Origin of the sequence: Pseudomonas sp. TKO26, assembly GCF_003225665.1 — a bacterium.
In the GTDB taxonomy this organism is placed as follows: domain Bacteria; phylum Pseudomonadota; class Gammaproteobacteria; order Pseudomonadales; family Pseudomonadaceae; genus Aquipseudomonas; species Aquipseudomonas saponiphila.
Map to the genome: position 1 here is coordinate 290,718 of NZ_QKLN01000004.1, position 23,010 is coordinate 313,727.

19 protein-coding genes are annotated in these 23,010 nt (G+C 65.2%); 8 read left to right on the forward strand and 11 right to left on the reverse strand.

Annotated features, from left to right (window positions below; genetic code table 11):
* Positions 1 to 6 precede the first annotated feature (6 nt).
* Positions 7 to 2,451: a hypothetical protein gene (locus tag DNK59_RS08445; RefSeq protein ID WP_110722916.1), complete on the reverse strand. Its 2,445-nt coding sequence runs from the start codon at positions 2,449 to 2,451 to the stop codon at positions 7 to 9.
* Between the two features lie 283 nt (positions 2,452 to 2,734).
* Between DNK59_RS08445 and DNK59_RS08450 the strand changes: the two genes are divergently transcribed.
* Both DNK59_RS08450 and DNK59_RS08455 read left to right on the forward strand, forming a co-directional pair.
* Positions 2,735 to 3,907, forward strand: a complete 1,173-nt coding sequence (locus tag DNK59_RS08450) for an NnrS family protein (protein ID WP_110722917.1) — start codon at positions 2,735 to 2,737, stop codon at positions 3,905 to 3,907.
* Positions 3,908 to 4,004: 97 nt separating this feature from the next.
* Positions 4,005 to 4,961 (forward strand): sensor domain-containing diguanylate cyclase, encoded by a 957-nt coding sequence (locus DNK59_RS08455; protein ID WP_110722918.1) that lies wholly within the window; start codon positions 4,005 to 4,007, stop codon positions 4,959 to 4,961.
* Positions 4,962 to 5,224: 263 nt separating this feature from the next.
* Here the strand turns inward: DNK59_RS08455 and DNK59_RS08460 are convergent, their stop codons facing one another.
* From DNK59_RS08460 to gloB, 7 genes are all read right to left on the reverse strand, one after another.
* Positions 5,225 to 6,835 (reverse strand): ABC transporter ATP-binding protein, encoded by a 1,611-nt coding sequence (locus tag DNK59_RS08460; protein WP_110722919.1) that lies wholly within the window; start codon positions 6,833 to 6,835, stop codon positions 5,225 to 5,227.
* A 1-nt stretch (position 6,836) separates the two neighbouring features.
* Complete coding sequence (locus DNK59_RS08465) at positions 6,837 to 7,856, reverse strand: ABC transporter permease (protein WP_110722920.1); 1,020 nt, start codon at positions 7,854 to 7,856, stop codon at positions 6,837 to 6,839.
* Between the two features lies 1 nt (position 7,857).
* On the reverse strand, positions 7,858 to 8,931 hold the full coding sequence (locus DNK59_RS08470) for a microcin C ABC transporter permease YejB (protein ID WP_092314419.1): 1,074 nt from the start codon (positions 8,929 to 8,931) through the stop codon (positions 7,858 to 7,860).
* Position 8,932: 1 nt separating this feature from the next.
* On the reverse strand, positions 8,933 to 10,783 hold the full coding sequence (locus DNK59_RS08475; protein WP_110722921.1) for an extracellular solute-binding protein: 1,851 nt from the start codon (positions 10,781 to 10,783) through the stop codon (positions 8,933 to 8,935).
* Positions 10,780 to 12,609, reverse strand: coding sequence for an extracellular solute-binding protein (locus tag DNK59_RS08480; RefSeq protein WP_110722922.1), 1,830 nt, complete (start codon positions 12,607 to 12,609; stop codon positions 10,780 to 10,782). Before DNK59_RS08480 ends, DNK59_RS08475 begins: the two co-directional genes overlap by 4 nt.
* A gap of 164 nt (positions 12,610 to 12,773) precedes the next feature.
* On the reverse strand, positions 12,774 to 14,204 hold the full coding sequence (locus DNK59_RS08485; RefSeq protein ID WP_092314425.1) for a LysM peptidoglycan-binding domain-containing protein: 1,431 nt from the start codon (positions 14,202 to 14,204) through the stop codon (positions 12,774 to 12,776).
* Between the two features lie 99 nt (positions 14,205 to 14,303).
* Positions 14,304 to 15,071, reverse strand: coding sequence for a hydroxyacylglutathione hydrolase (gene gloB, locus DNK59_RS08490; protein WP_110722923.1), 768 nt, complete (start codon positions 15,069 to 15,071; stop codon positions 14,304 to 14,306).
* Positions 15,072 to 15,136: 65 nt separating this feature from the next.
* Between gloB and DNK59_RS08495 the strand changes: the two genes are divergently transcribed.
* Together DNK59_RS08495 and rnhA are read left to right on the forward strand one after the other, a co-directional pair.
* Positions 15,137 to 15,895 carry a methyltransferase domain-containing protein gene (locus DNK59_RS08495; RefSeq protein WP_060839060.1) on the forward strand — a complete coding sequence of 253 codons (759 nt, stop codon included), beginning with the start codon at positions 15,137 to 15,139 and terminating at the stop codon, positions 15,893 to 15,895.
* A gap of 108 nt (positions 15,896 to 16,003) precedes the next feature.
* Positions 16,004 to 16,453 carry a ribonuclease HI gene (gene rnhA / locus DNK59_RS08500; protein ID WP_110722924.1) on the forward strand — a complete coding sequence of 150 codons (450 nt, stop codon included), beginning with the start codon at positions 16,004 to 16,006 and terminating at the stop codon, positions 16,451 to 16,453.
* Positions 16,454 to 16,458: 5 nt separating this feature from the next.
* On the opposite strand, the gene DNK59_RS08505 is transcribed toward rnhA, so the two are convergent.
* Entirely contained in the window at positions 16,459 to 16,794 is a 336-nt protein-coding gene (locus tag DNK59_RS08505; protein ID WP_110722925.1) for a DUF2388 domain-containing protein, read from the reverse strand.
* 181 nt (positions 16,795 to 16,975) lie between these two features.
* Between DNK59_RS08505 and dnaQ the strand changes: the two genes are divergently transcribed.
* From dnaQ to DNK59_RS08520, 3 genes are all read left to right on the forward strand, one after another.
* A complete protein-coding gene (dnaQ, locus tag DNK59_RS08510; RefSeq protein WP_110722926.1) occupies positions 16,976 to 17,728 on the forward strand; it encodes a DNA polymerase III subunit epsilon in 753 nt (250 codons plus the stop codon).
* Positions 17,729 to 18,017: 289 nt separating this feature from the next.
* Positions 18,018 to 20,273 carry an Orn/Lys/Arg decarboxylase N-terminal domain-containing protein gene (locus DNK59_RS08515; protein ID WP_110722927.1) on the forward strand — a complete coding sequence of 752 codons (2,256 nt, stop codon included), beginning with the start codon at positions 18,018 to 18,020 and terminating at the stop codon, positions 20,271 to 20,273.
* A 14-nt stretch (positions 20,274 to 20,287) separates the two neighbouring features.
* Positions 20,288 to 20,875, forward strand: a complete 588-nt coding sequence (locus DNK59_RS08520; protein ID WP_110722928.1) for a GNAT family N-acetyltransferase — start codon at positions 20,288 to 20,290, stop codon at positions 20,873 to 20,875.
* Here DNK59_RS08520 and DNK59_RS08525 read toward each other — a convergent pair.
* Together DNK59_RS08525 and DNK59_RS08530 are read right to left on the reverse strand one after the other, a co-directional pair.
* The gene (locus DNK59_RS08525) at positions 20,872 to 21,765 is read right to left on the reverse strand and encodes a LysR substrate-binding domain-containing protein (RefSeq protein ID WP_110722929.1); all 894 of its coding nucleotides are present in this window, start codon (positions 21,763 to 21,765) and stop codon (positions 20,872 to 20,874) included. The two genes, DNK59_RS08520 and DNK59_RS08525, sit on opposite strands and share 4 nt — an antisense overlap.
* Before the next feature lie 121 nt (positions 21,766 to 21,886).
* Entirely contained in the window at positions 21,887 to 22,123 is a 237-nt protein-coding gene (locus DNK59_RS08530) for a hypothetical protein (protein ID WP_060839066.1), read from the reverse strand.
* 216 nt (positions 22,124 to 22,339) lie between these two features.
* On the opposite strand from DNK59_RS08530, the gene DNK59_RS08535 reads away from it, so the two are divergent.
* Positions 22,340 to 22,897 (forward strand): NADPH-dependent FMN reductase, encoded by a 558-nt coding sequence (locus tag DNK59_RS08535; protein WP_092314441.1) that lies wholly within the window; start codon positions 22,340 to 22,342, stop codon positions 22,895 to 22,897.
* Positions 22,898 to 23,010: the final 113 nt, after the last annotated feature.

The following is a 23,010-nucleotide window of genomic DNA, read 5'->3' on the forward strand; positions in this document are numbered from 1 at the left end:
GCGGCTTCAGGCACTCTCGCAAAACGCCGGATGCTCCGGGCGCGGCAGGGCCTGCCAGGCGCCGGCCAGGTGCGCGTCGGCGGCAAGCAGCCACAGGCCCTGATGGGACTCCAGGGCCCGGGCGGGCAGGTCGAGCAACTCGGCCAGGGGTAGGCGCAGGCTGCGGCCCGGATCGTTGTCATCCGCGGCCTGCCAATCCCGTTCGTACAGGCGCAACTCCAGTTCCTGGTGGTCGAAGCGCTGCAACAGCGGCCGGTGGCGCAGCCACTGTGGGGCGATGCGCAGGCTGCGCTGGCGCACATCCAGCAGCAACAGCTGCCAGGCGCGGTAGCCGTCTTCGACGTCGAGGCGCAGCCGGGTCAGGGCCAGATAACGGCCATCGGCGGACCAGATCAGCGACGGCGCCAGGTCCGTCAGGGCGCAGCCGCTGGCGGTGAGCAAGTGGCCGCCCAGGCGCGGGCTGGGTTCCCGCAGCCAGCTGTCGGCGTATTCGGTTTCACTGCCGAACAGCCAGGCGGCATCCCGGCCGTCGGGGGCCGGCTGGATGAAGTCGCCTTCCGCCACCGCGGCCTGGGGCCGCTCCACCAGGCGCCAGTCGGCCAGCGGCAGCAGTTGCTGCTCGGTGATCTGCAGGTGCTGGCGTTGGTAGCACAGCTGGGAGTCGTCCTGATCGGCGCAGAACCCGGCAGCCTGGTCGGGCGCCGGCGCGGGTCGGTTGAAGCGTTGCAGGGGGCTGCTCGGCAGGTCCTGGTCGAGGCGCCCGACGATCACCGCCAGGCTCAACTGGCCATGGCGCAAGTCCAGCAGGCGTGCCGCCAGCAGCGGCGGGCTGTGCAGCAGGCGTTGCTGCTGCAGGTCGGCCACCACCGCCCGGTCGCTGACCTGGGAGAGCTGGGTAAAAGGCAGCAGGGCCAGATAGCGCTGGCAGTCGGACACCCGATGGTCCAGCCGCCAGCGCCCGGGCAGTTGCCAGTCGCCGATCCTGCAGGTGTAGGCGCCCATGCCCTGTGCATCGTCGGCCAGCCAGCTGAACAGCGCCCGCTGGCCATCCAGCAGCGGCTGTGACTCGATCTGGCTGTCACCGCGGCCGCCGCCGCTGTCCAGGGGCTGGCACAGTCGGGTTTGTACCAGCGGCAGCGGCGCGACCTGCAGGCAACCCTCAGGGTCGTGGCCGACGCCGGTTTCGGTGTCGCTATGGATGCTGTGCAGGCGATAGCCGTAGCGCCCCCGGTCGATCTCGGCGCAATCCAGGTAGGCCGCGTGACGCAGGTAACGGCTGTCCAGCTCCAGCAGGGCGCCGGGGTAAAAAGAAGGTTCCGCCGGGCTGGCGATCCAGGGCTGTGGCAGTCGGCGCCAGCCTCGGTCCGCCTGCCACAGCCAGGTACTGGGCTGATCGGCTTGCTGTTCCTCGCGGGCGCTGCAGGCCAGGGAGCAGCTGTCGCGGCTCCAGCAACGTGGGCTGTCGGCGCCGATCAGCAGGCCGCTGGGCTGGCCGTCCAGGTTCAGCTGGTAAGGCGGTGCCCGCAGCGGCTCCAGGGGTTGGGGCAAGTCCCGCAAGCAGGTGGGCAGGGCCATCCGCGCCTGGAGCCGATGACGCCCGTCCGGGGACAATTCCTCGAAGCTCTGCCGGGCCAGGTTGTCGGCCCAGGCGCCGGGCTCCAGCCACAGATCGGCCACCGCCAGCAGGTCGATCGCTTCGGCACTCTCCAACAGCGTGGCCAGGCTGGCGTGGCGCGAGCCGTTGTCCACCAGGGGGCTGTGCCGCCCGCTCAGGTGGTCTGTGGCGAAGGCGTCCAGCTCCCAGAACTCGCCGTGGTCGCAGCGGTACAGGCGGCGCAGCGAGCGGTCGAGGATCGCCAGGCCCCACTGTTGGCGGGATGGCAAGGGCGCGGCGAAGTAGCGCCCGTCGCTGGAGAAGCGCGCCGACGACCCCAGTCCTTGCAGCAGCACGCCGTCCGGGAACAGGTAGTCGCAATAGGTCGGGCCGCCCATGGCGATTTCGCCGTGGTTGAACACGCGGATCGGCAGGCCTTCCGGGGTGCTCTGCGGCTCGTTGCCGCCCCAGGCGCTGTTGCTGGCCGCGGGTGACTGGACCAGGCCCAGGCGTCGCTCCAGGTGGCTGATGGTGCCCATACCCACCAGGATGCTGACGAAGGCCGCGGCGATGTCCCAGTACGCCGGCAATGCCCGACCCAGGCTGAAACCCAGGCCGAACACCGCGCTGATCATCAGCCGGGCCATGGCGCGAGCGGTCCGGGGCCAGCCCAGGCGAGCCGTCAGGGCCATGCCGGCGGCGCAGACGAGCACCACGGCCAGGGCCAGGAGCGGCGGCAACAGGGTGACGAAGAAGATCGGGATCAGCAGGGCGCTCAACTGCCAGAGCAGTTCCAGCAACAGGCGCGGCAGGCTTTTTTCGGACGGGGCGCTGGGACGGGAGGGCACCGGGGACATCCTTGTGGAGTAGGGGGGGCGACAAGGGCTGCCAATCTACGCCCTTGGGCGGAAAAACGCAGCTGGCAAAATAGAGTCGGATTGACTTGTTGCGTGGTCTTTATGACCTGGGTTTTTCTGGTCATAAAGACTCGTGGTCGAGTGGCGGCCACGGTTTTGCCGGGCGCTGGTCTTGGCATGAAACCTGATAGTGCTGATGCATCGCTGATTGGCCAAGGAGTTCCGCGCATGACCTGTTACTGCAATTCGCCGTTGCCTGTCCCGAGCTGGGGGAGGGCTGCCTGTGTCGTTGCCTGAACGTTGGCGGCAATGGGCCGCGCAGCCGCTGTGGAGCCTGGGCTTTCGGCCGTTTTTTCTCGCCGGCGCGGCGTTTGCCTGTATCGCCCTGGTGGGCTGGGGCCTGTGGCTGCAAGGTATCTGGAGCGGCCGCCAGCCGCTGGGCGGCATGCTGGCGTGGCATCGGCACGAGATGCTGTTCGGCTTTGCCGTGGCGATCATTGCCGGGTTCCTGCTGACGGCGGTGGCCAACTGGACCGGGCGCCCGGCCCTCAGTCGCACGCCGCTGATCCTGTTGTGGCTGCTCTGGCTGCTGGCGCGGCTGGCCTGGTGGCTGCCGCTGCCGACGCCATTGTTCCTGGTGCTGCAACTGGCCTTCATACCGGCGCTGGCCGCGCTGGTGGGGCGTGAACTGTGGCGCGCGGGCAAGCGCGACAACTACCCCATGGTGCTGATCCTGGGCCTGCTGGCACTGTTTCAGGGGCAGACCCTGCTGGGCCTGCTGGCGGCGCAGGAAGTCTGGCAGCGCCACGGCGAGCTGGGGGCGCTGTGGCTGGTGGCGGCCCTGATGACGGTGATCGGCGGCCGGGTGATCCCGTTCTTCATCCAGCGCGGGCTCAATCGGCCGCCAGCGCCACCGACTTCGCCCTGGCCCACCCGCATATTGCTGCTGGGCAGCCTGCTGGCGGCGATCTCCATGGCCCTGGGCGGCGCTGATGCGCCTCGGCCCTGGCTGGCGCCGTTGTTCGCTGTGCTGGCGGCCCTGCATCTGTGGCGCCTGTGGCACTGGCACCAGCCGGGGCTGTGGCGGCTGCCGCTGCTGTGGTCGCTGTACCTGGGCTACCTGTGGCTGGCGCTGGCCACCCTGGGCATGGCGCTGTGGCACCTGGGCGGCTGGCCGTCGCAGAGTCTGGTGACCCATGCCTTGGCGCTGGGCGGCCTTGGCGGGCTGGTGCTGGGGATGATCGCCCGGGTCAGCCTGGGCCATAGCGGCCGCCCGCTGCAGGTGACCCGGGCCATGGCCGGGGCCTTTGCCTTGCTGTTCCTGGCGGCGCTATGCCGGGTGCTGCTGGTGCCGTTCAGCGCCCTGGGCCTGGGGTTGTCGGCGGCGCTGGGGGCCCTGGCGTTTGCCCTGTTCGTCGGCGGCTACGCGCGGATTCTGTTGACCGCACGGGTCTGAGTGCGACCAAGCAGAGGCGGGCACGCCCGCTCGTGGCGTGCCGGGCGCCGCTCAAACTGAACTACGCTTGCGGTCTTAGCCGCGAGTGGAGTCAGCGATGTTGTACCCAGGCAAACCCAACAATGAGGCCCTGCGAGTTCAAACCCTGAAGGAGCTGAATATTCTCGACACCTCGCCGCAAGAGCGCTTCGACCGCCTGACCCGGCTGGCCAAGCGCTTGTTCAATGTGCCGATCGCCCTGGTCAGCCTGGTGGACAGTGACCGGCAATGGTTCAAGTCGAGTGTGGGGCTGAATGCCACCGAGACGGCGCGGGATATTTCCTTCTGCGGCCACGCGATTCTTGGCGACCAGATCTTTACCGTGCGCGACGCCGAGCTGGACGAGCGTTTCCATGACAATCCCCTGGTCATCGGCGAGCCAGGGATTCGTTTCTATGCCGGTTGCCCCCTGACCGTGTCCAATGGCAGTGCCTTGGGCACCCTGTGCCTGATCGACGTCAAGCCCCGGGATCTGGACGACGAGGAGCGTGCCCTGCTGCGGGACCTGGCGCGCATGGCCGAGCAGGAGCTGGCGGCCGTGCAGATGGCCAGCATGGATGAGCTCACCCTGCTGTCCAATCGGCGCGGCTTCGAAGCCCTGGCCCGGCACGCCCTTGGGGTCTGCAAGCGCCTGGAGAAACCGGCGACCCTGCTGTTTTTCGACCTCAACGAGTTCAAGCAGATCAACGACAGCTACGGCCATGCCGAAGGCGACGGGGCATTGAAGACCTTTGCCGATGTACTGCGCATCGCCTTTCGCGAGAGTGATGTGATCGGTCGCCTGGGCGACGATGAATTCGTGGCCCTGCTGACCGCTGCCGATCACGTCGAGACGTCGGCGATCATGGCGCGCCTCGGTGAACTGCTCAATGAACGCAACGCCACCCTGAAACGCGGCTACGACATCCGCTTCAGCGTCGGCCAGATCGAGTACGACCCCGAGCGTCACGCCGGTATCGAGGACCTTCTGGCCGATGCCGACAAGGCCATGTACCTGCACAAGCAGACCCACTGAAGGCGCGCCAGGCAAGCCCCGAAACCTGGAGCGGGGCGGCCAACCAAGGATGCCGGCCGCTACTGGCTGCGCTCGATGGACGGCGGGGCATGGTTTTCCTCGATGTTCACCCCGGCGGCATTGGCCCGGCTTTGCGTTTGCGCGCCAAGGCTGGCGACGGTGTCCGCGGCGCCATTGGGGCTGTGGCTTGAGGCTGTTCGCCGCCGACGATCAGGACACGCTTCCCAGCCAGAAAACCCACAAGTTGCTGCTCCTGTTGCAGGTTATTCGGCGCTTGCCGGAACCAGAAAGGCGGCTTCCAGCAGTTGTTGTGTGTAAGGGTGTTGCGGGGCGTCGAAGATGGGGCGCGCGTCACCCTGTTCCACCACCTGGCCGTGCTTGATCACCATCAGCTGGTGGCTCAGGGCCTTGACCACCGCCAGGTCGTGGCTGATGAACAGGTAGGTCAGGTTGTACTTGCGTTGCAGGTTGCGCAGCAGTTCCACCACCTGGCGCTGCACGGTGCGGTCCAGGGCCGAGGTCGGCTCGTCCAGCAGGATCAGTCGCGGCTTGAGCACCAGGGCCCGGGCGATGGCGATGCGCTGGCGTTGCCCACCGGAAAACTCGTGGGGGTAGCGGTGCCGGGTGTCCGGGTCCAGGCCGACTTCCTTGAGCGCTTCGATGATCGCCTGTTCCTGCTCCTGTTCACTGCCGATCTTGTGGATGCGCAAGCCTTCGCCAACGATCTGGCTGACGCTCATGCGCGGGCTGAGGCTGCCGAAGGGGTCCTGGAACACCACCTGCATTTCCCGCCGCAGCGGCCGTACCTGTTGCTGAGACAGGGCGTCCAGCTGCTGGCCCTCGAAGCGAATGCCACCCTGGCTGGCGATCAGGCGCAGGATCGCCAGGCCCAGGGTCGACTTGCCCGAGCCGCTCTCGCCGACGATGCCCAGGGTCTGGCCCTGGGTCAGGCTGAAGTGGATGCCGTCCACCGCCTTGACGTGATCCACGGTGCTGCGCAGCAGGCCTTTCTTGATCGGGAACCAGACCTTGAGGTTGTCCACTTCCAGCAACGGAGGGCCGACTTCATTGCTCGCCGGCAGGCCGCTGGGCTCCGCGGCCAGCAGTTCCCGGGTGTAGGGGTGCTGCGGCGCGCGGAACAGCTCCTCGCAGGACGCCTGTTCGACGATGCGCCCCTGCTGCATGACGCAGACCCGGTGGGCAATGCGCCGCACCAGGTTCAGGTCGTGGCTGATCAGCAGCAAGGCCATGCCCAGGCGCGCCTGCAGTTCCTTGAGCAGTTCGAGGATCTTCAGCTGCACGGTGACGTCCAGCGCCGTGGTCGGTTCGTCGGCGATCAGCAGCTCCGGCTCGTTGGCCAGGGCCATGGCGATCATCACCCGTTGCCGCTGGCCGCCGGACAGTTCGTGGGGCAGGGCCTTGAGGCGCTTGTGCGGCTCGGGAATGCCCACCAGTTCCAGCAGCTCCAGGGTGCGCCTGCTGGCGACCTTGCCGGTCAGGCCCTTGTGGATGCCCAGCACCTCGTTGATCTGCTTCTCGATGCTGTGCAGCGGGTTCAGCGAGGTCATGGGCTCCTGGAAGATCATCGCGATGCGGTTGCCACGGATGTGGCGGATGGTCTTTTCCTTGAGAGTCAGCAGGTCGTGCCCGGAGTACTGGATGCTGCCGGACGGGTGCTGGGCCAGGGGGTAAGGCAAGAGGCGCAGGATCGAGTGGGCGGTCACCGATTTGCCGGAGCCGCTTTCCCCGACCAGGGCCAGGGTTTCGCCGCGCTTGATGTCGAAGCTGATGCCTTCCACCACGCGCTGGCACTGGTCGCCGGCGACGAATTCCACCGCCAGGTCGCGGACTTCGATCAGAGTGTCCTGGGTCATGTCATTTCCTCGGGTCGAAGGCATCGCGGGCGGATTCACCGATAAACACCAGCAGGCTGAGCATGATCGCCAGCACCGCAAAGGCGCTGATGCCCAGCCACGGCGCCTGCAGGTTGGACTTGCCCTGGGCCACCAGCTCGCCGAGGGACGGTGCCCCCGGCGGCAGGCCGAAGCCGAGGAAGTCCAGGGCGGTGAGGGTGCCGATGGCGCCGGTGAGGATAAAGGGCATGAAAGTCATGGTGGACACCATGGCGTTGGGCAGGATGTGGCGGAACATGATGGCGCCGTTCTGCATGCCCAGGGCCCGGGCCGCGCGCACGTATTCCAGGTTGCGCCCGCGCAGGAACTCGGCACGTACCACGTCCACCAGGCTCATCCAGGAGAACAGCAGCATGATCCCCAGCAGCCACCAGAAGTTCGGCTGCACGAAACTGGCGAGGATGATCAGCAGGTAGAGCACCGGCAGCCCGGACCAGATTTCCAGGAAACGCTGCCCGGCCAGGTCCACCCAGCCGCCGTAGAAGCCCTGCAGGGCGCCGGCGATCACCCCGATGATCGAGCTGAGGATGGTCAGGGTCAGGGCGAACAGCACCGAGATGCGAAAACCGTAGATCACCCGGGCCAGCACATCGCGGCCCTGGTCGTCGGTGCCCAGCAGGTTGTCCGCCGAGGGCGGCGCCGGGGCTGGCACCCGCAGGTCATAGTTGATGCTCTGGTAGCTGAAGGGGATCGGCGCCCACAGCACCCAGGCGTCTTTCTGTGCCAGCAGCTCGCGGATGTAGGGGCTCTTGTAGTTGGCTTCCAGGGGGAACTCGCCGCCGAAGGTGGTTTCCGGGTAGCGCTTGAGGGCCGGGAAGTACCAGCCGTCTTCGTAGTGCACCACCAGCGGCTTGTCGTTGGCGATCAGCTCGGCGCCCAGGCTGAGGATGAACAGCACCAGGAACAGCCACAGCGACCACCAGCCGCGCTTGTTGGCCTTGAAGCGCTCGAAGCGCCGGCGATTGAGGGGGGACAGGTTCATCTCAATGCTCCCGGCTGTCGAAGTCGATGCGTGGGTCGACCAGGGTGTAGGTCAAGTCGCCGATCAGTTTCACCACCAGCCCCAGCAGGGTGAAGATGAACAGGGTGCCGAACACCACCGGGTAGTCGCGGTTGATCGCCGCCTCGAAGCTCATCAGGCCCAGGCCGTCGAGGGAGAAGATCACTTCCACCAGCAGGGAGCCGGTGAAGAAGATACCGATGAAGGCCGAGGGGAAGCCGGCGATCACCAGCAGCATGGCGTTGCGGAACACATGGCCGTAGAGCACCCGGCGCTGGGTCAGGCCCTTGGCCTTGGCGGTGACCACGTACTGCTTGTTGATCTCGTCGAGGAAGCTGTTCTTGGTCAGCAGGGTCATGGTGGCGAAGTGGCCGATCACCAGGGCGGTGACCGGCAGCGCAAGGTGCCAGAAGTAGTCGAGGATCTTGCGTCCCCAGCTCAGTTGGTCGAAGTCGTTGGAGGTCAGGCCGCGCAGCGGGAACCAGTTGAAATAGCTGCCACCGGCGAACACCACGATCAGCAGGATGGCGAACAGGAAGGCCGGGATCGCGTAGCCGACGATGATCGCCGAGCTGGTCCAGACATCGAAGTGGCTGCCGTGGCGGGTGGCCTTGGCGATCCCCAGGGGGATCGACACCAGGTACATGATCAGCGTGCTCCAGAGCCCGAGGGAGATGGACACCGGCATCTTTTCCTTGATCAGGTCCACTACCTTGGCGTCGCGGAAGAAGCTGTTGCCGAAATCCAGGGTGGCGTAGTTCTTGATCATGATCCACAGGCGTTCCGGCGCCGATTTGTCGAAGCCGTACATGTGCTCGATTTCCTTGATCAGCGCCGGGTCCAGGCCCTGGGCGCCGCGGTAGCTGGAGCCTGCCACCGAGACTTCGGCACCGCCGCCGGCGATGCGGCTGGTGGCGCTGTCGAAGCCTTCGAGCTTGGCGATCATCTGCTCCACCGGGCCACCCGGGGCGGCCTGGATGATCACGAAGTTGATCAGCAGGATGCCCAGCAGGGTGGGGATGATCAGCAGCAGTCGGCGAAAGATGTAGGCCAGCATGTCATTGCTCCCTGTCGGCTGCGGCCGCCTGGTCCGGGGCCGGTTCTACGGCGGGCTTGGCATCGGGCTTGATCCACCAGGTGTTGATGCCGATGTCGTACTTGGGCGCGACTTTCGGGTGGCCGATGTGATTCCAGTAGGCCACGCGCCAGGTCTTGATGTGCCAGTTGGGGATCACGTAGTAGCCCCATTGCAGGACCCGGTCCAGGGCCCGGGCGTGGGCCACCAGGCTGGCGCGCGAATCGGCGTTGATCAGGCTTTCCACCAGGCTGTCGATGGCCGGGTCCTTGAGGCCGATGTAGTTGCGGCTGCCGGGCTTGTCGGCGCTGGAGGACATCCAGAACTCGCGCTGCTCGTTGCCCGGGGAGTTGGACTGGGGGAAGCTGCCGACGATCATGTCGAAGTCACGCGAGCGCACCCGGGTGATGTACTGGGATACGTCGACCCGGCGGATCACCAGGTCGATGCCCAGGTCGGCCAGGTTGCGCTTGAACGGCAGCAACACCCGTTCGAACTCGGTCTGGGCCAGGAGGAACTCGATCACCAGCGGCTTGCCCTGGGGGTCGACCATCTTGTCGTCGACGATGCGCCAGCCGGCTTCCTGCAACAGTTGGTAGGCCTGGCGCTGCTGGGCGCGGATCATGCCGCTGCCGTCGCACACCGAAGGCGAGAAGGCCTGGTCGAACACCTGGGGCGGGATTTTGCCCCGCAGCGGTTCGAGGATCGCCAGCTCCTCGGGGCCCGGCAGGCCGGTGGCGGCCATTTCCGAGTTCTCGAAGTAACTGCGGGTGCGGGTGTAGGCCCCGTTGAACAGCTGCTTGTTGCTCCATTCGAAATCCAGCAGCAGGCTCAGGGCGTGACGCACCCGCACGTCCTGGAACATTGGCCGACGGGTATTGAAGACAAAGCCCTGCATGCCGGTGGGGTTGCCGTTGGCGATCTGTTCCTTGATCAGCCGGCCCTGGGCCACGGCCGGGGTGTTGTAGGCGTTGGCCCAGTTCTTTGCGCTGATCTCCAGCCAGTAGTCGAACTGGCCGGCCTTGAGCGCTTCCAGGGCCACGGTGTTGTCGCGGTAGTAATCGCTGGTGATCACGTCGAAATTGTAGAAACCGCGGTTCACCGGCAGGTCGCGGCCCCAGTAGTCCTTGACCCGCTCGTAGCGGATCGAGCGCCCGGCCTTGACCGCGCTCACCCGGTAGGGGCCGCTGCCCAGGGGCACTTCCAGGTTGCTCTTGGCAAAGTCGCGGCTTTCCCACCAGTGCTTGGGCAGCACCGTCAGCTGGCCGAGGATCAGCGGCAGCTCGCGATTGTTGTTGTGCTTGAACTTGAACAGCACCCGCAGCGGGTCTTCGGCGATCACCTGGTCGACGTCGGCGTAGTAGCCGCGGTACAGCGGCGAGCCGGCGCTCATAAGAGTCTGGAAGCTGAACACCACGTCCTCGGCGCGAATCGGCTGGCCGTCATTGAAGCGGGCTTCGGGCCGCAGGTAGAAGCGCACCCAGCTGTTGTCCGGGGCTTTCTCGATCTTGCCCGCCACCAGCCCGTATTCGGTGAAGGGCTCGTCCAGGCTCTGGGTCATCAGGGTGTCGTAGATCAGGCCGATGTTCTGCTCGGGCACGCCCTTGCTGATGAAGGGGTTGAGGCTGTCGAAACTGCCGAAGCCGGCCATGCGAAAGGTGCCGCCCTTGGGCGCCTGGGGGTCGACGAAGTCGAAGTGCTGGAAGCTCGCCGGGTATTTCGGCGCTTCGTTGTACAGGGTCAGGGCGTGTTGCGGCGCAGCCTGGGCATAGCAGGCGATGACGCCGAACAACAGGCCGCCGGCGCGCAGGAGCAGGGCTCGCAGAGGCATCATTGGGGAGTCTCCAGGGACTTCAGCCACCAGGCGTTCAAGCCCAGGTTGTAGGGCGGCGTGGCGACGAAGGCGAACCGGTTGCGGTAGGCCAGTCGGTGATAGTTGAGGTACCAGTTGGGAATCATGTAGTGCTGCCACAGCAGCACCCGGTCCAGGGCGCGGCCGGCGGCCAGTTGTTCGTCGCGGCTCTGGGCGGCCAGCAGTTGCTCCAGCAGGTGATCGACAATCGGGTTGTTGATGCCTGCATAGTTCTTGCTGCCCTTGACCGAAACCTGGCTGGAGTGGAAGTACTGCCATTGCTCCAGGCCCGGGCTCAGGGTCTGGTTGAGGGTCATGAGGATCATGTCGTAGTCGAACTGGTCCAGGCGCTGCTTGTATTGCGCCCGGTCCACGGTGCGCAGGCGCGCCTCGATGCCGATGCTCGCCAGGTTCTCCACGTAGGGCTGGAGAATCCGTTCCAGGTTGGGATTGACCAGCATCAGTTCAAAACGCAGTGGCTGCCCGGTGCCGTTCTGCAGGCGCTGGCCGTTGAGCTTCCAGCCGGCTTCGGCCAGCAGCCCCAGGGCGCGGCGCAGGGTCTGGCGGGGGATGCCGCGGCCCTCGGTGCGGGGCAGGCTGAAGGCCTGGGTGAACAGGCTGGCCGGCAGTTGCTCGCGGTAAGGCGACAGCAGCAGCCACTCCTGTCCCACCGGCAGGCCCGTGGCGGAGAATTGGCTGTTGGGGTAGTAGCTCAGGGCGCGCTGGTAGGCACCGCTGAACAGGGTGCGGTTGGTCCATTCGAAGTCGAACATCAGGCCCAGGGCTTCTCGCACTCGCACGTCGGCGAACAGGTTGCGCCGGGTGTTCATGAACAGGCCCTGGGTCTGGGTGGGGATCTGGTGTGCCACCTGGGCCTTGATCACCTCGCCGCGATTGACCGCGGGAAAGTTGTAGCCGTTGGCCCAGTTCTTGGCCTGGTGTTCGATGTAGATGTCGAATTCGCCGGCCTTGAAGGCTTCGAAGGCCACGTCGCTGTCGCGGTAGAACTCCACCTCGACCCGGTCGAAGTTGTTGAAGCCGCGGTTGACCGGCAAGTCCTTGCCCCAGTAGTCCTGGACCCGTTCGAACACCAGTTGGCGTCCAGGCTGGACCTGGGTGATGCGATAGGGGCCGCTGCCCAGGGGCGGGGTGAAGGTGGTGGCCTTGAAATCGCGGTCCTTCCAGTAGTGCTGGGGCAGCACCGGCAGCTCGCCCAGGCGCAGGATCAGCAGAGGATTGCCGGCGCGCTTGAACACGAAGCGGATGCGCTGCGGGCCGAGGATGTCCACCCGTTGCACTTCCTGCAGGTTGGTGCGGTATTGCGGGTGGCCTTCCTTGAGCAGCAGGCGGTAGGAAAACGCCACGTCATAGGCGGTGATCGGCTGGCCATCGTGAAAGCGCGCTTCAGGGCGCAGATTGAACACCACCCAGCTGCGGTCCTCGCTGTATTCCACCGAGCGGGCGATCAGCCCGTAGCTGGAGGTGGGTTCGTCACCGGAGGGTGCATACAGGCCGGTGCCCACCATCAGCGGTTCGTTGAGTTCGTTGACCCCGTATTGCAGGAAGTTCGGCGTGGCGACCGGGCTGGTGCCCTTGAAGGTGTAGGGGTTGAGGGTGTCGAAGGTGCCAAAGGCCATGACCCGTAGGGTGCCGCCTTTGGGCGCAGCGGGATTTACCCAGTCGAAGTGGGTGAATCTGGCCGGGTACTTGAGCGTGCCAAACTGCGCATAACCATGACTTTCGGTGATCGTCGCGCTTGCGGGAAAGCTCAAGGCCAGACTGAAGAAGAGCAGGAGGAGGGGACGCATCGAGTCAGAGATCCGTACCAGGCGGCTTGGGCTTAATGCTCCGTACAGTAACAGCTTGTATCAGCAGGAAAAAGTACGCTGGTGCAAGCGTTGTGCAATTGAAATCTCCTGTAGCAGCCGGCCTGCCGGCGAAGGCTGTTCGCCGGCTCCTACAGGGGGATATTTCAGTGCGGCAGGTAGACCGTGAGCGTCTGGCCGGGCTTGAGGGCCTGTGCCGCGCGGGGGTTCCAGCGCTTGAGGTGCTGCATCTCGACGTTGAAGCGCTTGGCCACCATGTACAGCGAGTCGCCTTGCTTGACCTTGTACTGGGTCGACTTCTTCTTGCCGTTGCTGGCAAGGCTGGTTTTCTTGCCGGCCACCTTGCGGGTGTCCTGCATTACCAGGGTCTGGCCGACCTTGAGGTTCTTGCCGCTGAGTTTGTTCCAGCGTTGCAGATCCTGGACCTCGACCTTGTTGGCCTTGGCGATCAGTGCCAGGTTGTCACCACTCTTGACCCGGTAGATGCGCTTGGGACGCAGCGAATCACGCCCTTCATCACCGTCGAAGACCGGTTTGAGGGAGCGCTTGCTGATCAGCTCTTCGGGTTTCATGGTGGACAGGCTGGTGGTCAGCAGCTGGGCCTTGGACGTGGGCACCAGCAGGTGCTGCGGGCCGTCGATGGTGGTGCGCTGCTTGAACGCCGGGTTGAGCTGGAACAGCTCGTCCTCGTCGATGTTGGCTACCGCCGCGACCTTGGACAGGTCCATGCGCTGGTTGATTTCCACGACCTGGAAGTAGGGTTCGTTGGCGATCGGGTTGAGGTTCACGCCGTAGGCCTGAGGGGCCAGCACCACCTGGGACAGGGCCAGGAGCTTGGGCACGTAGGCTTGGGTTTCCGCTGGCAGCGGCAGGTTCCAGTAGTCGGTGGGCAGGCCGAGCTTGTCATTGCGCTCGATGGCCCGGCTCACGGTGCCTTCGCCGGCGTTGTAGGCGGCCAGGGCCAGCAGCCAGTCGCCGTTGAACATGTCGTGCAGGCGGGTCAGGTAGTCCAGGGCCGCGGTGGTGGAAGCGGTGATGTCGCGGCGGCCATCGTAGAAGCGGGTCTGGCGCAGGTTGAAGTAGCGCCCGGTGGCCGGAACGAATTGCCACAGGCCCACGGCATCGGCCCGGGAGTAGGCCAGCGGGTTGTAGGCGCTTTCGATGACCGGCAGCAGCGCCAGTTCCAGCGGCATGTTGCGCTCTTCGAGACGCTCGACGATGTAGTGGATATAGAGGCTGCCGCGCTCGCCGGCGTTTTCCAGGAAGGAAGGGTTGCTGGCGAACCACAGGCGCTGTTGTTCAATACGTGGGTTGACGCCCAGGCCTTCCTGCAACTGGAACCCCTGGCGCATGCGTTCCCAGACATCCTGGGGAACTTGCGGGCTTGGCTGGTTGCTCAGCCAGATGGGCTTCTGCTTGATGCGGGCGTTGAAATTCTGGGTGTGTGTCGCGTCGCTCTGCGGGGCATGGCCGGTGCTTTGGCAGCCCGCAAGAGTCGCTGACACAGCTACCGCGATGGCCTGGGCCAAGCGCGTCAATGCGTCTGAACTGATGGAATAACGAATAGATGACGACATTGGCTGGAAGTAAGTTCCGGGCAAAAATGTCGGGCGATTCTAGAAAGCACCCGGGGTGCGGTCAACCATTCAGAATTTTTGTACCAATAGATAGCTTGCTTAGAATTTATCTTTCCAAGCCCTCAGGGCCGCAAAGACCGCACTCTGCGACGGGTTATCCAGGCCGGTCCGTTCGTCCGCTTTTTGTTTAACGGATGTTTCACCGACCCGCAAAAAGGGATTGGTCAGTTTCTCCAGGGCCAGGGTTGATGGCAGGGTCATGCGTCCTTGCTCACGCATCTGCGTGACCTTCTCCAGGCGCTGGGCGATGTCCGGGTTGGCCGGCTCCACTGCCTGGGCGAAGCGCAGGTTGCTCAGGGTGTATTCGTGGGTGCAGTAGACCAGGGTGTCGTCCGGCAGCGCGGCGAGGCGCCCGAGGGACTGGTGCATCTGTTCCGGGGGGCCTTCGAACAGGCGTCCGCAACCGGCGGCGAACAAGGTGTCGCCGCAGAACAGCAGGCCGTGATGGTAGTAGGCGATATGTCCCAGGGTGTGACCGGGCACGGCCAGCACCTCGAACTCCAGGCCGAGGACGCTGATGCGCTGAGCATCGTCCAGGGCTACATCGCGACCGGGGATATTTTCCCGCGCCGGGCCATGCACGGTGGCGCCGCTGTGCTGCTTCAGACGCTCGACACCGCCGACGTGGTCGTGGTGGTGATGGGTCACCAGAATGTCGCTCAGAACCCAGCCCGGGTGCTGTTCCAGCCAGGCCAGGACCGGCGCCGCATCGCCCGGATCGACGACCGCGCAGCGCTGGCTGCGATGATCTTGTAACAACCAGATGTAGTTGTCGGTGAAGGCGGGCAGGGCACTGATCTGTATCATCTTCGGATTCGCCAAGCGGAAAACAATGGCGCATCTTAGAGCTTCTTGGCGTGTTGGAGAATGCAATGACCGATAAAGCCTTCGCTCAGGCAGATCCCGACTGGCTGGCCCTGATCAGTGCGGCCCGGGACTGGCTGTCCGGTCCCCTGGGGCAATTTTTGCTGGACGAAGAACGGCGCATGCTCGAAGAGGAACTGGGGCGCTTCTTTGGCGGTTACCTGGTGCATTACGGGCCTTCGGCGCAAAACCCTCCGGTGGCGCCGCAGGTGCAGCGCAACGTGCGCCTGGGGGCGCCGTTGCCCGGGGTGGAAATCGTCTGCGAGGAGCAGGCCTGGCCCCTGAGCGAACATGCCGCCGATGTGGTGGTGCTGCAGCACGGCCTGGATTTCTGCCTGTCGCCCCATGGCCTGCTACGCGAGGCCGCCAGCAGCGTGCGCCCCGGCGGCCATCTGCTGATTGTCGGCATCAACCCCTGGAGCACCTGGGGCCTGCGCCATGTGTTCGCCCACGACGCCTTGCGCCAGGCCCGTTGCATCTCACCTTCGCGGGTTGGCGACTGGCTCAACCTGCTGGGCTTTGCGCTGGAGAAACGCCGCTTCGGGTGCTATCGTCCGCCGCTTGCCTCGCAGGCATGGCAGGCGCGACTGGCGGGCTGGGAGCGCAAGGCTGGGCAGTGGCAACTGGCCGGCGGCGGCTTTTACCTGCTGGTGGCGCGCAAGATCGCGGTCGGCCTGCGCCCGGTGCGCCAGGTGCGACGCGAACCCATGGGCAAGCTGGTGCCGCTGCCCATGGCCAAGGTCAATCGCCGTAACAGCGAACCCTGACGACCTGCAGCAACCTTCTTTTTATATGGACCGGCCGAGTGACCTCGGCCCAGGGCGCTGTCGACCGTGATCGGCAGGCCAATGGCAATTTTCTGATGGAAGGCGTGGATGAGCGATAGCGTAGAAATCTTTACCGACGGTGCCTGCAAGGGCAATCCCGGCCCCGGTGGCTGGGGCGCGTTGCTGTTGTTCAAGGGCGTCGAGAAGGAACTCTGGGGAGGCGAAGCCAACACCACCAACAATCGCATGGAGCTGATGGCGGCGATTCGCGGCCTGGAAGAGCTCAAGCGCGAGTGCGAGGTGCTGCTGGTCACCGACTCGCAGTACGTGATGAAGGGCATCAACGAGTGGATGGCCAACTGGAAGAAGCGCGGCTGGAAGACCGCGGCCAAGGAGCCGGTGAAGAACGCCGACCTGTGGCAGCAGTTGGACGAGCAGGTCAACCGGCACAAGGTCACCTGGAAGTGGGTCCGCGGCCACACCGGTCACCACGGCAACGAGCGGGCCGACCAGTTGGCCAACCGTGGCGTGGATGAGGTTCGCGGCTACAAGGGCTGAGGGCGTTACAGGGTGAGAATCGCCGCCGCCAGCTGTTCGTCGTTGTAGGGCGGGTTGTGCAGGGTCTGGCGAATGTGCTGCAACGCCGATTCCAGTCGCGCCCCGCGAATCGCGCCGGCGCTGGCGACGAAGGCCGCGGCGTCGCTGCGGGCTTCCAGGACAACCTTGTCATCCTTGAACGAGCTGCTGATCTTGGCCGTGCCTTGGCTGCTGCTCAGCAGTCCGCTCATGCTCAGGTCGGTGCTGATCACCAGGCTGGTGGCATGGCTGGAACTGCCGGACATTGCAATGAACAGGGCGATGAACAGCAGGCTTGGCAGACTGCGCCGGAGAGTCTTCATGACTGCGGGTTTTCCTGGAAAAGATCGGCGGCACCCTAGCAGCCGGGCCTTGGGCTAACCTCATCAGCTTTGCGAATAACTGTTAAAAAGTGCGCGGCAGCGGCCTGTTCCCTGCGGCGCGCTGTCCCTGGGCCGGGCATGCTAAAATCCCGCCCTTTGCCAGATTGAGAACGGACCACTGATGGCCAACAGATCTGTTGTACTCGATACCGAAACCACCGGTATGCCGGTGACCGACGGCCACCGGATCATTGAAATCGGCTGCGTCGAGTTGATCGGTCGGCGCCTGACCGGGCGGCACTTCCACGTTTACCTGCAACCGGATCGCGAGAGCGACGAGGGCGCCATCGGCGTCCACGGCATCACCAACGAGTTCCTGGTGGGCAAGCCGCGCTTTGCCGAGGTCGCTGACGAGTTCTTCGACTTTATCCAGGGCGCTCAACTGATCATCCATAACGCGGCGTTCGACGTTGGTTTCATCAACAACGAATTCGCCCTGATGGGGCGCCACGACCGCGCGGACATCACCCAGCACTGCAGCATCCTCGACACCCTGTTGATGGCCCGTGAGCGTCACCCGGGCCAGCGCAACAGCCTCGATGCCCTGTGCAAGCGCTATGGCGTCGACAACTCCGGCCGTGAACTGCACGGCGCCTTGCTCGACTCGGAGATCCTCGCCGACGTCTACCTGACCATGACCGGTGGCCAGACCAGCCTGTCCCTGGCGGGCAACGCTTCGGACGGCAACGGCTCCGGCGAAGGCTCGGGCAACCGCGCCACGGAAATCCGCCGTCTGCCGGCCGATCGTCCACGGGGACGGATCATCCAGGCCAGCGAAGCCGAATTGGCCGAGCACCAGGGGCGCCTGGAAATCATCGCCAAGTCTGCCGGCGCCCCGGCACTCTGGACCCAGCTGCTCGAAGCCCAGCAGTAAGCTGCCTGCCAGCGGCGGATCAGCTGGCGAACGGCCTGCACGGGCGCAGCGATCCCTGGGGCGAGCGCGGTCAGGCCGGCGCTCGCCCGACAAGATCCCGCCGACCTTCGCGCAGCCTCGCAGGCTCGGCAGCCGCTGCCGGCCAAGGTCGCGGCGGATGGGCAGGGCAATTGTTTCAGTGCGACCTTTTGTTACATCGAGCCCGGGCTCGGGGTGACAGGCAGCGCCAGGAGCTTCTACCCTGAGTCCATTGGCGGGGCACCCCCGCCGCCTCAGGATGCCCGGCCCCATGTACAAAGACCTGCAGTTTCCGATCCTGATCGTGCACCGCGATATCAAGGCCGATACGGTGGCCGGGGACCGGGTGCGGGGCATCGCCCGGGAGTTGGAGAAGGACGGCTTCAGTATCTTCTCGGCGGTGAACTACGCCGAAGGGCGCCTGGTGGCCGCGACCCACCACGGCCTGGCCTGCATGTTGATCGCCGCCGAGGGCGCCGGGGAAAACACCCATCTGCTGCAAAACATGGTGGATCTGATCCGCCTGGCCCGGGTGCGGGCGCCCCTGTTGCCGATCTTCGCCCTGGGCGAGCAGATGACCTTGGAGAACGCCCCGGCCGATGCCATGAGCGAGCTCAACCAGTTGCGGGGCATTCTCTACCTGTTCGAGGACACCGTGCCCTTTCTGGCTCGGCAGGTGGCCCGGGCCGCGCGCAATTACCTGGACGGGCTGCTGCCGCCGTTCTTCAAGGCCCTGGTGCAGCACACCGCCGACTCCAACTATTCCTGGCATACCCCGGGGCACGGGGGTGGCGTGGCTTATCGCAAGAGCCCGGTGGGGCAGGCGTTCCACCAGTTCTTCGGTGAGAACACCTTGCGTTCCGACCTGTCGGTATCGGTGCCGGAACTGGGCTCGCTGCTGGATCACACCGGGCCCCTGGCGGAGGCCGAGGCGCGGGCGGCACGCAATTTCGGCGCCGATCACACCTTTTTCGTGATCAACGGCACGTCCACCGCCAACAAGATCGTCTGGCACTCCATGGTCGGTCGCGACGATCTGGTGCTGGTGGATCGCAACTGCCACAAGTCGGTGTTGCACTCGATCATCATGACCGGGGCCATTCCCCTGTACCTGTGCCCGGAGCGCAACGAGCTGGGAATTATCGGCCCGATTCCCCTGAGCGAGTTCAGCCCCGAGTCGATCCAGGCCAAGATCGACGCCAGTCCGCTGACCCGTGGCCGCCCACCCAGGGTCAAGCTGGCGGTGGTCACCAACTCCACCTACGACGGCCTGTGCTACAACGCCGAACTGATCAAGCAGAGCCTGGGCAACAGCGTCGAGGTGCTGCACTTCGACGAGGCCTGGTACGCCTACGCGGCCTTCCACGAATTCTTTTCCGGGCGCTATGGCATGGGCACCTCGCGCAGCGCCGACAGCCCGCTGGTGTTTACCACCCATTCCACCCACAAGCTGCTGGCGGCCTTCAGCCAGGCGTCGATGATCCATGTCCAGGACGGCGGCGCCCGGCAGCTGGACCGGGACCGGTTCAACGAAGCGTTCATGATGCATATCTCCACGTCGCCGCAATACAGCATCATCGCCTCGCTGGATGTGGCCTCGGCGATGATGGAAGGGCCGGCGGGGCGCTCGCTGCTGCAGGAAATGTTCGATGAGGCCCTGAGTTTCCGCCGGGCCCTGGCCAACCTGCGCCAGCACATCGCCGCCGATGACTGGTGGTTCTCGATCTGGCAGCCGGAGCGCGTCGAAGGCATCGATCAGGTGCGCACCGGTGACTGGCTGCTGGAGCCCGAAGGAGAGTGGCACGGGTTTGCCGGCGTCACCTGCGACTATGTGCTGCTGGACCCGATCAAGGTGACCCTGGTGATGCCCGGGCTGACAGCCGGCGGGGCCCTGAGCGAGCACGGGATTCCGGCGGCGGTGGTCAGCAAGTTTCTCTGGGAGCGCGGGCTGGTGGTGGAAAAGACCGGGCTCTATTCGTTCCTGGTGCTGTTCTCCATGGGCATCACCAAGGGCAAGTGGAGCACGCTGCTCACCGAGCTGCTGGAGTTCAAGCGCAACTACGACGCCAATGTCAGCCTCGCCAGTTGCCTGCCCAGCGTCGCCAGCCAGGACCCGCAGCGCTATCAGGGCATGGGCTTGCAGGACCTGTGCGACCAGTTGCATGCCTGTTACCGCAGCAACGCCACCGCCAAGCACCTCAAGCGCATGTACACGGTGCTGCCGGAGGTGGCGATGAAGCCCGCCGATGCCTACGACCAACTGGTGCGGGGCGAGGTCGAGGCAGTCTCCATCGATCAATTGCAGGGGCGTATCGCCGCGGTGATGCTGGTGCCCTATCCGCCGGGCATCCCGTTGATCATGCCCGGCGAGCGCTTCACCGAGTCGACCCGTTCGATCATCGATTACCTGGCTTTCGCCCGGGCCTTCGACAGCAGCTTCCCGGGCTTTGTCGCCGATGTGCACGGCCTGCAGCATGAGGATCTGGGCGACGGGCGCCACTACACCGTCGATTGCATCAAGGCATGAGGAGTTTTCCCGCTATGCAGCCTGTTGTGAACCCTGTGCACCCGGGGCTGGCGATCCGTGTGGCCGACCAGGGGTTCGCCGCCTATGTCTGGGGCAGTGATTTCAGCTTCGAGGTCAGCGCCTACGCCGAGCCCGCGCCAGGACTGGCTGTGGCGGACTGGCCGCTGCGCAAGGTCGTGCCGTATCGCAAGTGCTATGGCATCGATCCCGAGGAATTTGGCAGCTACCGCAATGCCGCGGACAGCGAGATCTTCATGGCCTATCTCGACGACCAGCCCGTGGGGCATGTGGTGGTCAGCACCAACTGGAACGGCTACGGGCATGTCGACGAGCTGGCCGTGCATGCACCGGCCCGACGCCATGGCGTGGCCCGGGCGCTGCTGGAGGTGGCGCAGTTCTGGAGTCGCAAGAAGCAGTTGCCGGGGGTGATGCTGGAAACCCAGAACAACAACCTGGGAGCCTGTCGCTTGTACGAGCGTTGCGGCTATGTGCTGGGCGGGGTGGATCACATGCGTTATCGCGGCATCGATCCGCAGACCCGCGAAGTGGCGATCTTCTGGTATAACCTGTTTGCCGATCAACCCCAGGTCCGCCAGCCTTAGCTCGCCAGCAGGGCCTCGGCCTGTTGCGTCAGCAGTTCCAGCAGGGCATTGAGCAGGGGCGAGACTTCGCTGCCCTGGCGGCGCAGGGCGTACAGGGTGACGACGATCGGCGGCGACAGCGGGCAGGCATCGAGCCCGGCACCGCGGGCGCCGACGGCGGTGAAGGGGTCGACAATGGCCAGCCCTTCGCCGGCTTCCACCAGGCTGCGCATCATCTGATAGGTCTGCACCCGGGTCTGGATCACCGGACTTGGCCGCAGATTCTGCAATTTGCTGGCGAGCATCACGCTCAGCGGGTCCTGGCCTTCCAGGCCGAGCATGGCCTGGCCGGCCAGATCCTGCAGGGCGACGTATTTCTGCCGGGGCTGCAGCCAGCCATGGGGGGCCAGCAGGAACAGCTTGCCCTGGGCCAGGGCCTGGCTGTGGATGTCCGGGTGTTCGGGGTCATGCAGGCTCAGGCCCAGGTCGCAATCGCGCAGCAGCAGGCGCTCGACCATGTCCCGGGTGCCGTAACTGAGGAGGCTGCAAGGGGTATCGGGAAAGCGCCGGCGCAGGGCGGCGATGCACTGGGGCAGCAGTTGCTGGACCAGCGGCGGGGTGCCGATGATGCGCAGCGGCGGTGCCTGGTGAAAGCGCAAGCTGTCGGCCAGGCGTTGCAGCGGCTCGAAGGCGTCGTAGACCCGGGTGATCGCCGGTTGCAGTTCACGGGCTTCGCGGGTGGCCTGCAAGCGTCCGCGCACGCTGGCGAACAGCATGAACCCCAAGTGGCTTTCGGCATCGCGCAGCAAGGCCTCGACCTCGGCCACCGAGAGCTGCAGCAGCTCGGCGGCGGTGCCCAGGTGGGCGGTTTGCAGGAGGGCCTGAATCACTTCGATATGACGTAGACGCATGCTTGAAGTCCATCTCCAGCCGTTGGGCGGTCAAGCATCGAATCCTACCCCAACTGCGGGTCCGGAATCTGTAGCCGCCCCCCCCCCCTTGGCCGGACCGGACCGCCGGAGCCGGGTGCGCCTATTCGGTGACGTAGGTTTCTGGCTCACGAACGATGGTCACATCCGATTGCACCAGCAGGAACTGATTGTCGTCGAGCTTGCGCACCCGGTCGCCAATCGCCAGGCGGTAGGTGGTGACGGGTTCCGAGCCGGTCGTACCGTCCTGCGCGGGCATGGATTCCTGGAACTCGTGCACTGAATACACCCGTCCTTCGGCATCTCTTGCATGGAATTGTCCGACAAGTACTGCAGCCATCTTTAGAGCCTCTGGAGATAAAACACGCAAATTTCGCTGCTGTAGACCCGGTGGGCGCCGGGGAAGTTTTGCCGCCTGGAAAAAATAATCCACGGTCGCCCCCGGCGGTGGGGTACGGCAGGATTTATCTGCGCAAATGGCGCTCGCGGGGTAGCAGGCACCCCCCGGGCTCATCTATAACTAGCACCTTCTTCACGCCAAGGGTTGGAAACTCCAATGAGCAATGTCTACAAGGTTGCAGTGCTGGTCGGCAGTCTGAGAGCGCAGTCCCTGAACCGTAAGGTCGCCCTGGCTCTGGCCGAGCTGGCTCCGGCGAACCTGCAGTTGGGCATCGTCGAGATCGGTGATCTGCCGCTCTATAACGAAGACATCGATGGGACGCCGCCGGCGACCTACACTCGCTTTCGCGAGCAGATCGCGGCCGCCGATGCGCTGTTGTTCGTCACCCCGGAATACAACCGTTCGGTGCCGGCGGCCCTGAAAAACGCCATCGACGTTGGCTCGCGGCCCTATGGCAAGAGTGCCTGGGGCGGCAAGCCGGGCGCGGTGATCAGTGTGTCCCCGGGGGCCATCGGCGGCTTCGGTGCCAACCACCACCTGCGCCAGTCCCTGGTGTTCCTCAATGTGCCGTGCATGCAGCAGCCCGAAGCCTACCTGGGCGGCGCGGGTTCGGCGTTCGATGATACGGGCAAGCTGTCGGAGGCCACCCGGCCGTTCCTGCAGAGTTTCATCAACGCCTACGGCCAATGGGTCGAGCAACAGAAGAAAGCCTGAACACCTTCCTCCCTCCACATTCCCCTGCTGTTGCAGGAGCCGGCTTGCCGGCGAGCAGGTTCCTGAGCCTCATGGAGGCCTCAGGGACAGCTTCGCCGGCAAGCCGCTTCCTA

Bases quoted from the DNA above. Each gene is read 5' to 3' on its own strand.
- DNK59_RS08445 (WP_110722916.1), bottom strand. From the start codon at position 2,451: ATGTCCCCGGTGCCCTCCCGTCCCAGCGCCCCGTCCGAAAAAAGCCTG.
- DNK59_RS08455 (WP_110722918.1), top strand. From the start codon at position 4,005: ATGTTGTACCCAGGCAAACCCAACAATGAGGCCCTGCGAGTTCAAACC.
- DNK59_RS08460 (WP_110722919.1), bottom strand. From the start codon at position 6,835: ATGACCCAGGACACTCTGATCGAAGTCCGCGACCTGGCGGTGGAATTC.
- DNK59_RS08465 (WP_110722920.1), bottom strand. From the start codon at position 7,856: ATGAACCTGTCCCCCCTCAATCGCCGGCGCTTCGAGCGCTTCAAGGCC.
- DNK59_RS08470 (WP_092314419.1), bottom strand. From the start codon at position 8,931: ATGCTGGCCTACATCTTTCGCCGACTGCTGCTGATCATCCCCACCCTG.
- DNK59_RS08475 (WP_110722921.1), bottom strand. From the start codon at position 10,783: ATGATGCCTCTGCGAGCCCTGCTCCTGCGCGCCGGCGGCCTGTTGTTC.
- DNK59_RS08480 (WP_110722922.1), bottom strand. From the start codon at position 12,609: ATGCGTCCCCTCCTCCTGCTCTTCTTCAGTCTGGCCTTGAGCTTTCCC.
- DNK59_RS08485 (WP_092314425.1), bottom strand. From the start codon at position 14,204: ATGTCGTCATCTATTCGTTATTCCATCAGTTCAGACGCATTGACGCGC.
- gloB (WP_110722923.1), bottom strand. From the start codon at position 15,071: ATGATACAGATCAGTGCCCTGCCCGCCTTCACCGACAACTACATCTGG.
- DNK59_RS08495 (WP_060839060.1), top strand. From the start codon at position 15,137: ATGACCGATAAAGCCTTCGCTCAGGCAGATCCCGACTGGCTGGCCCTG.
- rnhA (WP_110722924.1), top strand. From the start codon at position 16,004: ATGAGCGATAGCGTAGAAATCTTTACCGACGGTGCCTGCAAGGGCAAT.
- DNK59_RS08505 (WP_110722925.1), bottom strand. From the start codon at position 16,794: ATGAAGACTCTCCGGCGCAGTCTGCCAAGCCTGCTGTTCATCGCCCTG.
- dnaQ (WP_110722926.1), top strand. From the start codon at position 16,976: ATGGCCAACAGATCTGTTGTACTCGATACCGAAACCACCGGTATGCCG.
- DNK59_RS08515 (WP_110722927.1), top strand. From the start codon at position 18,018: ATGTACAAAGACCTGCAGTTTCCGATCCTGATCGTGCACCGCGATATC.
- DNK59_RS08520 (WP_110722928.1), top strand. From the start codon at position 20,288: ATGCAGCCTGTTGTGAACCCTGTGCACCCGGGGCTGGCGATCCGTGTG.
- DNK59_RS08525 (WP_110722929.1), bottom strand. From the start codon at position 21,765: ATGCGTCTACGTCATATCGAAGTGATTCAGGCCCTCCTGCAAACCGCC.
- DNK59_RS08530 (WP_060839066.1), bottom strand. From the start codon at position 22,123: ATGGCTGCAGTACTTGTCGGACAATTCCATGCAAGAGATGCCGAAGGA.
- DNK59_RS08535 (WP_092314441.1), top strand. From the start codon at position 22,340: ATGAGCAATGTCTACAAGGTTGCAGTGCTGGTCGGCAGTCTGAGAGCG.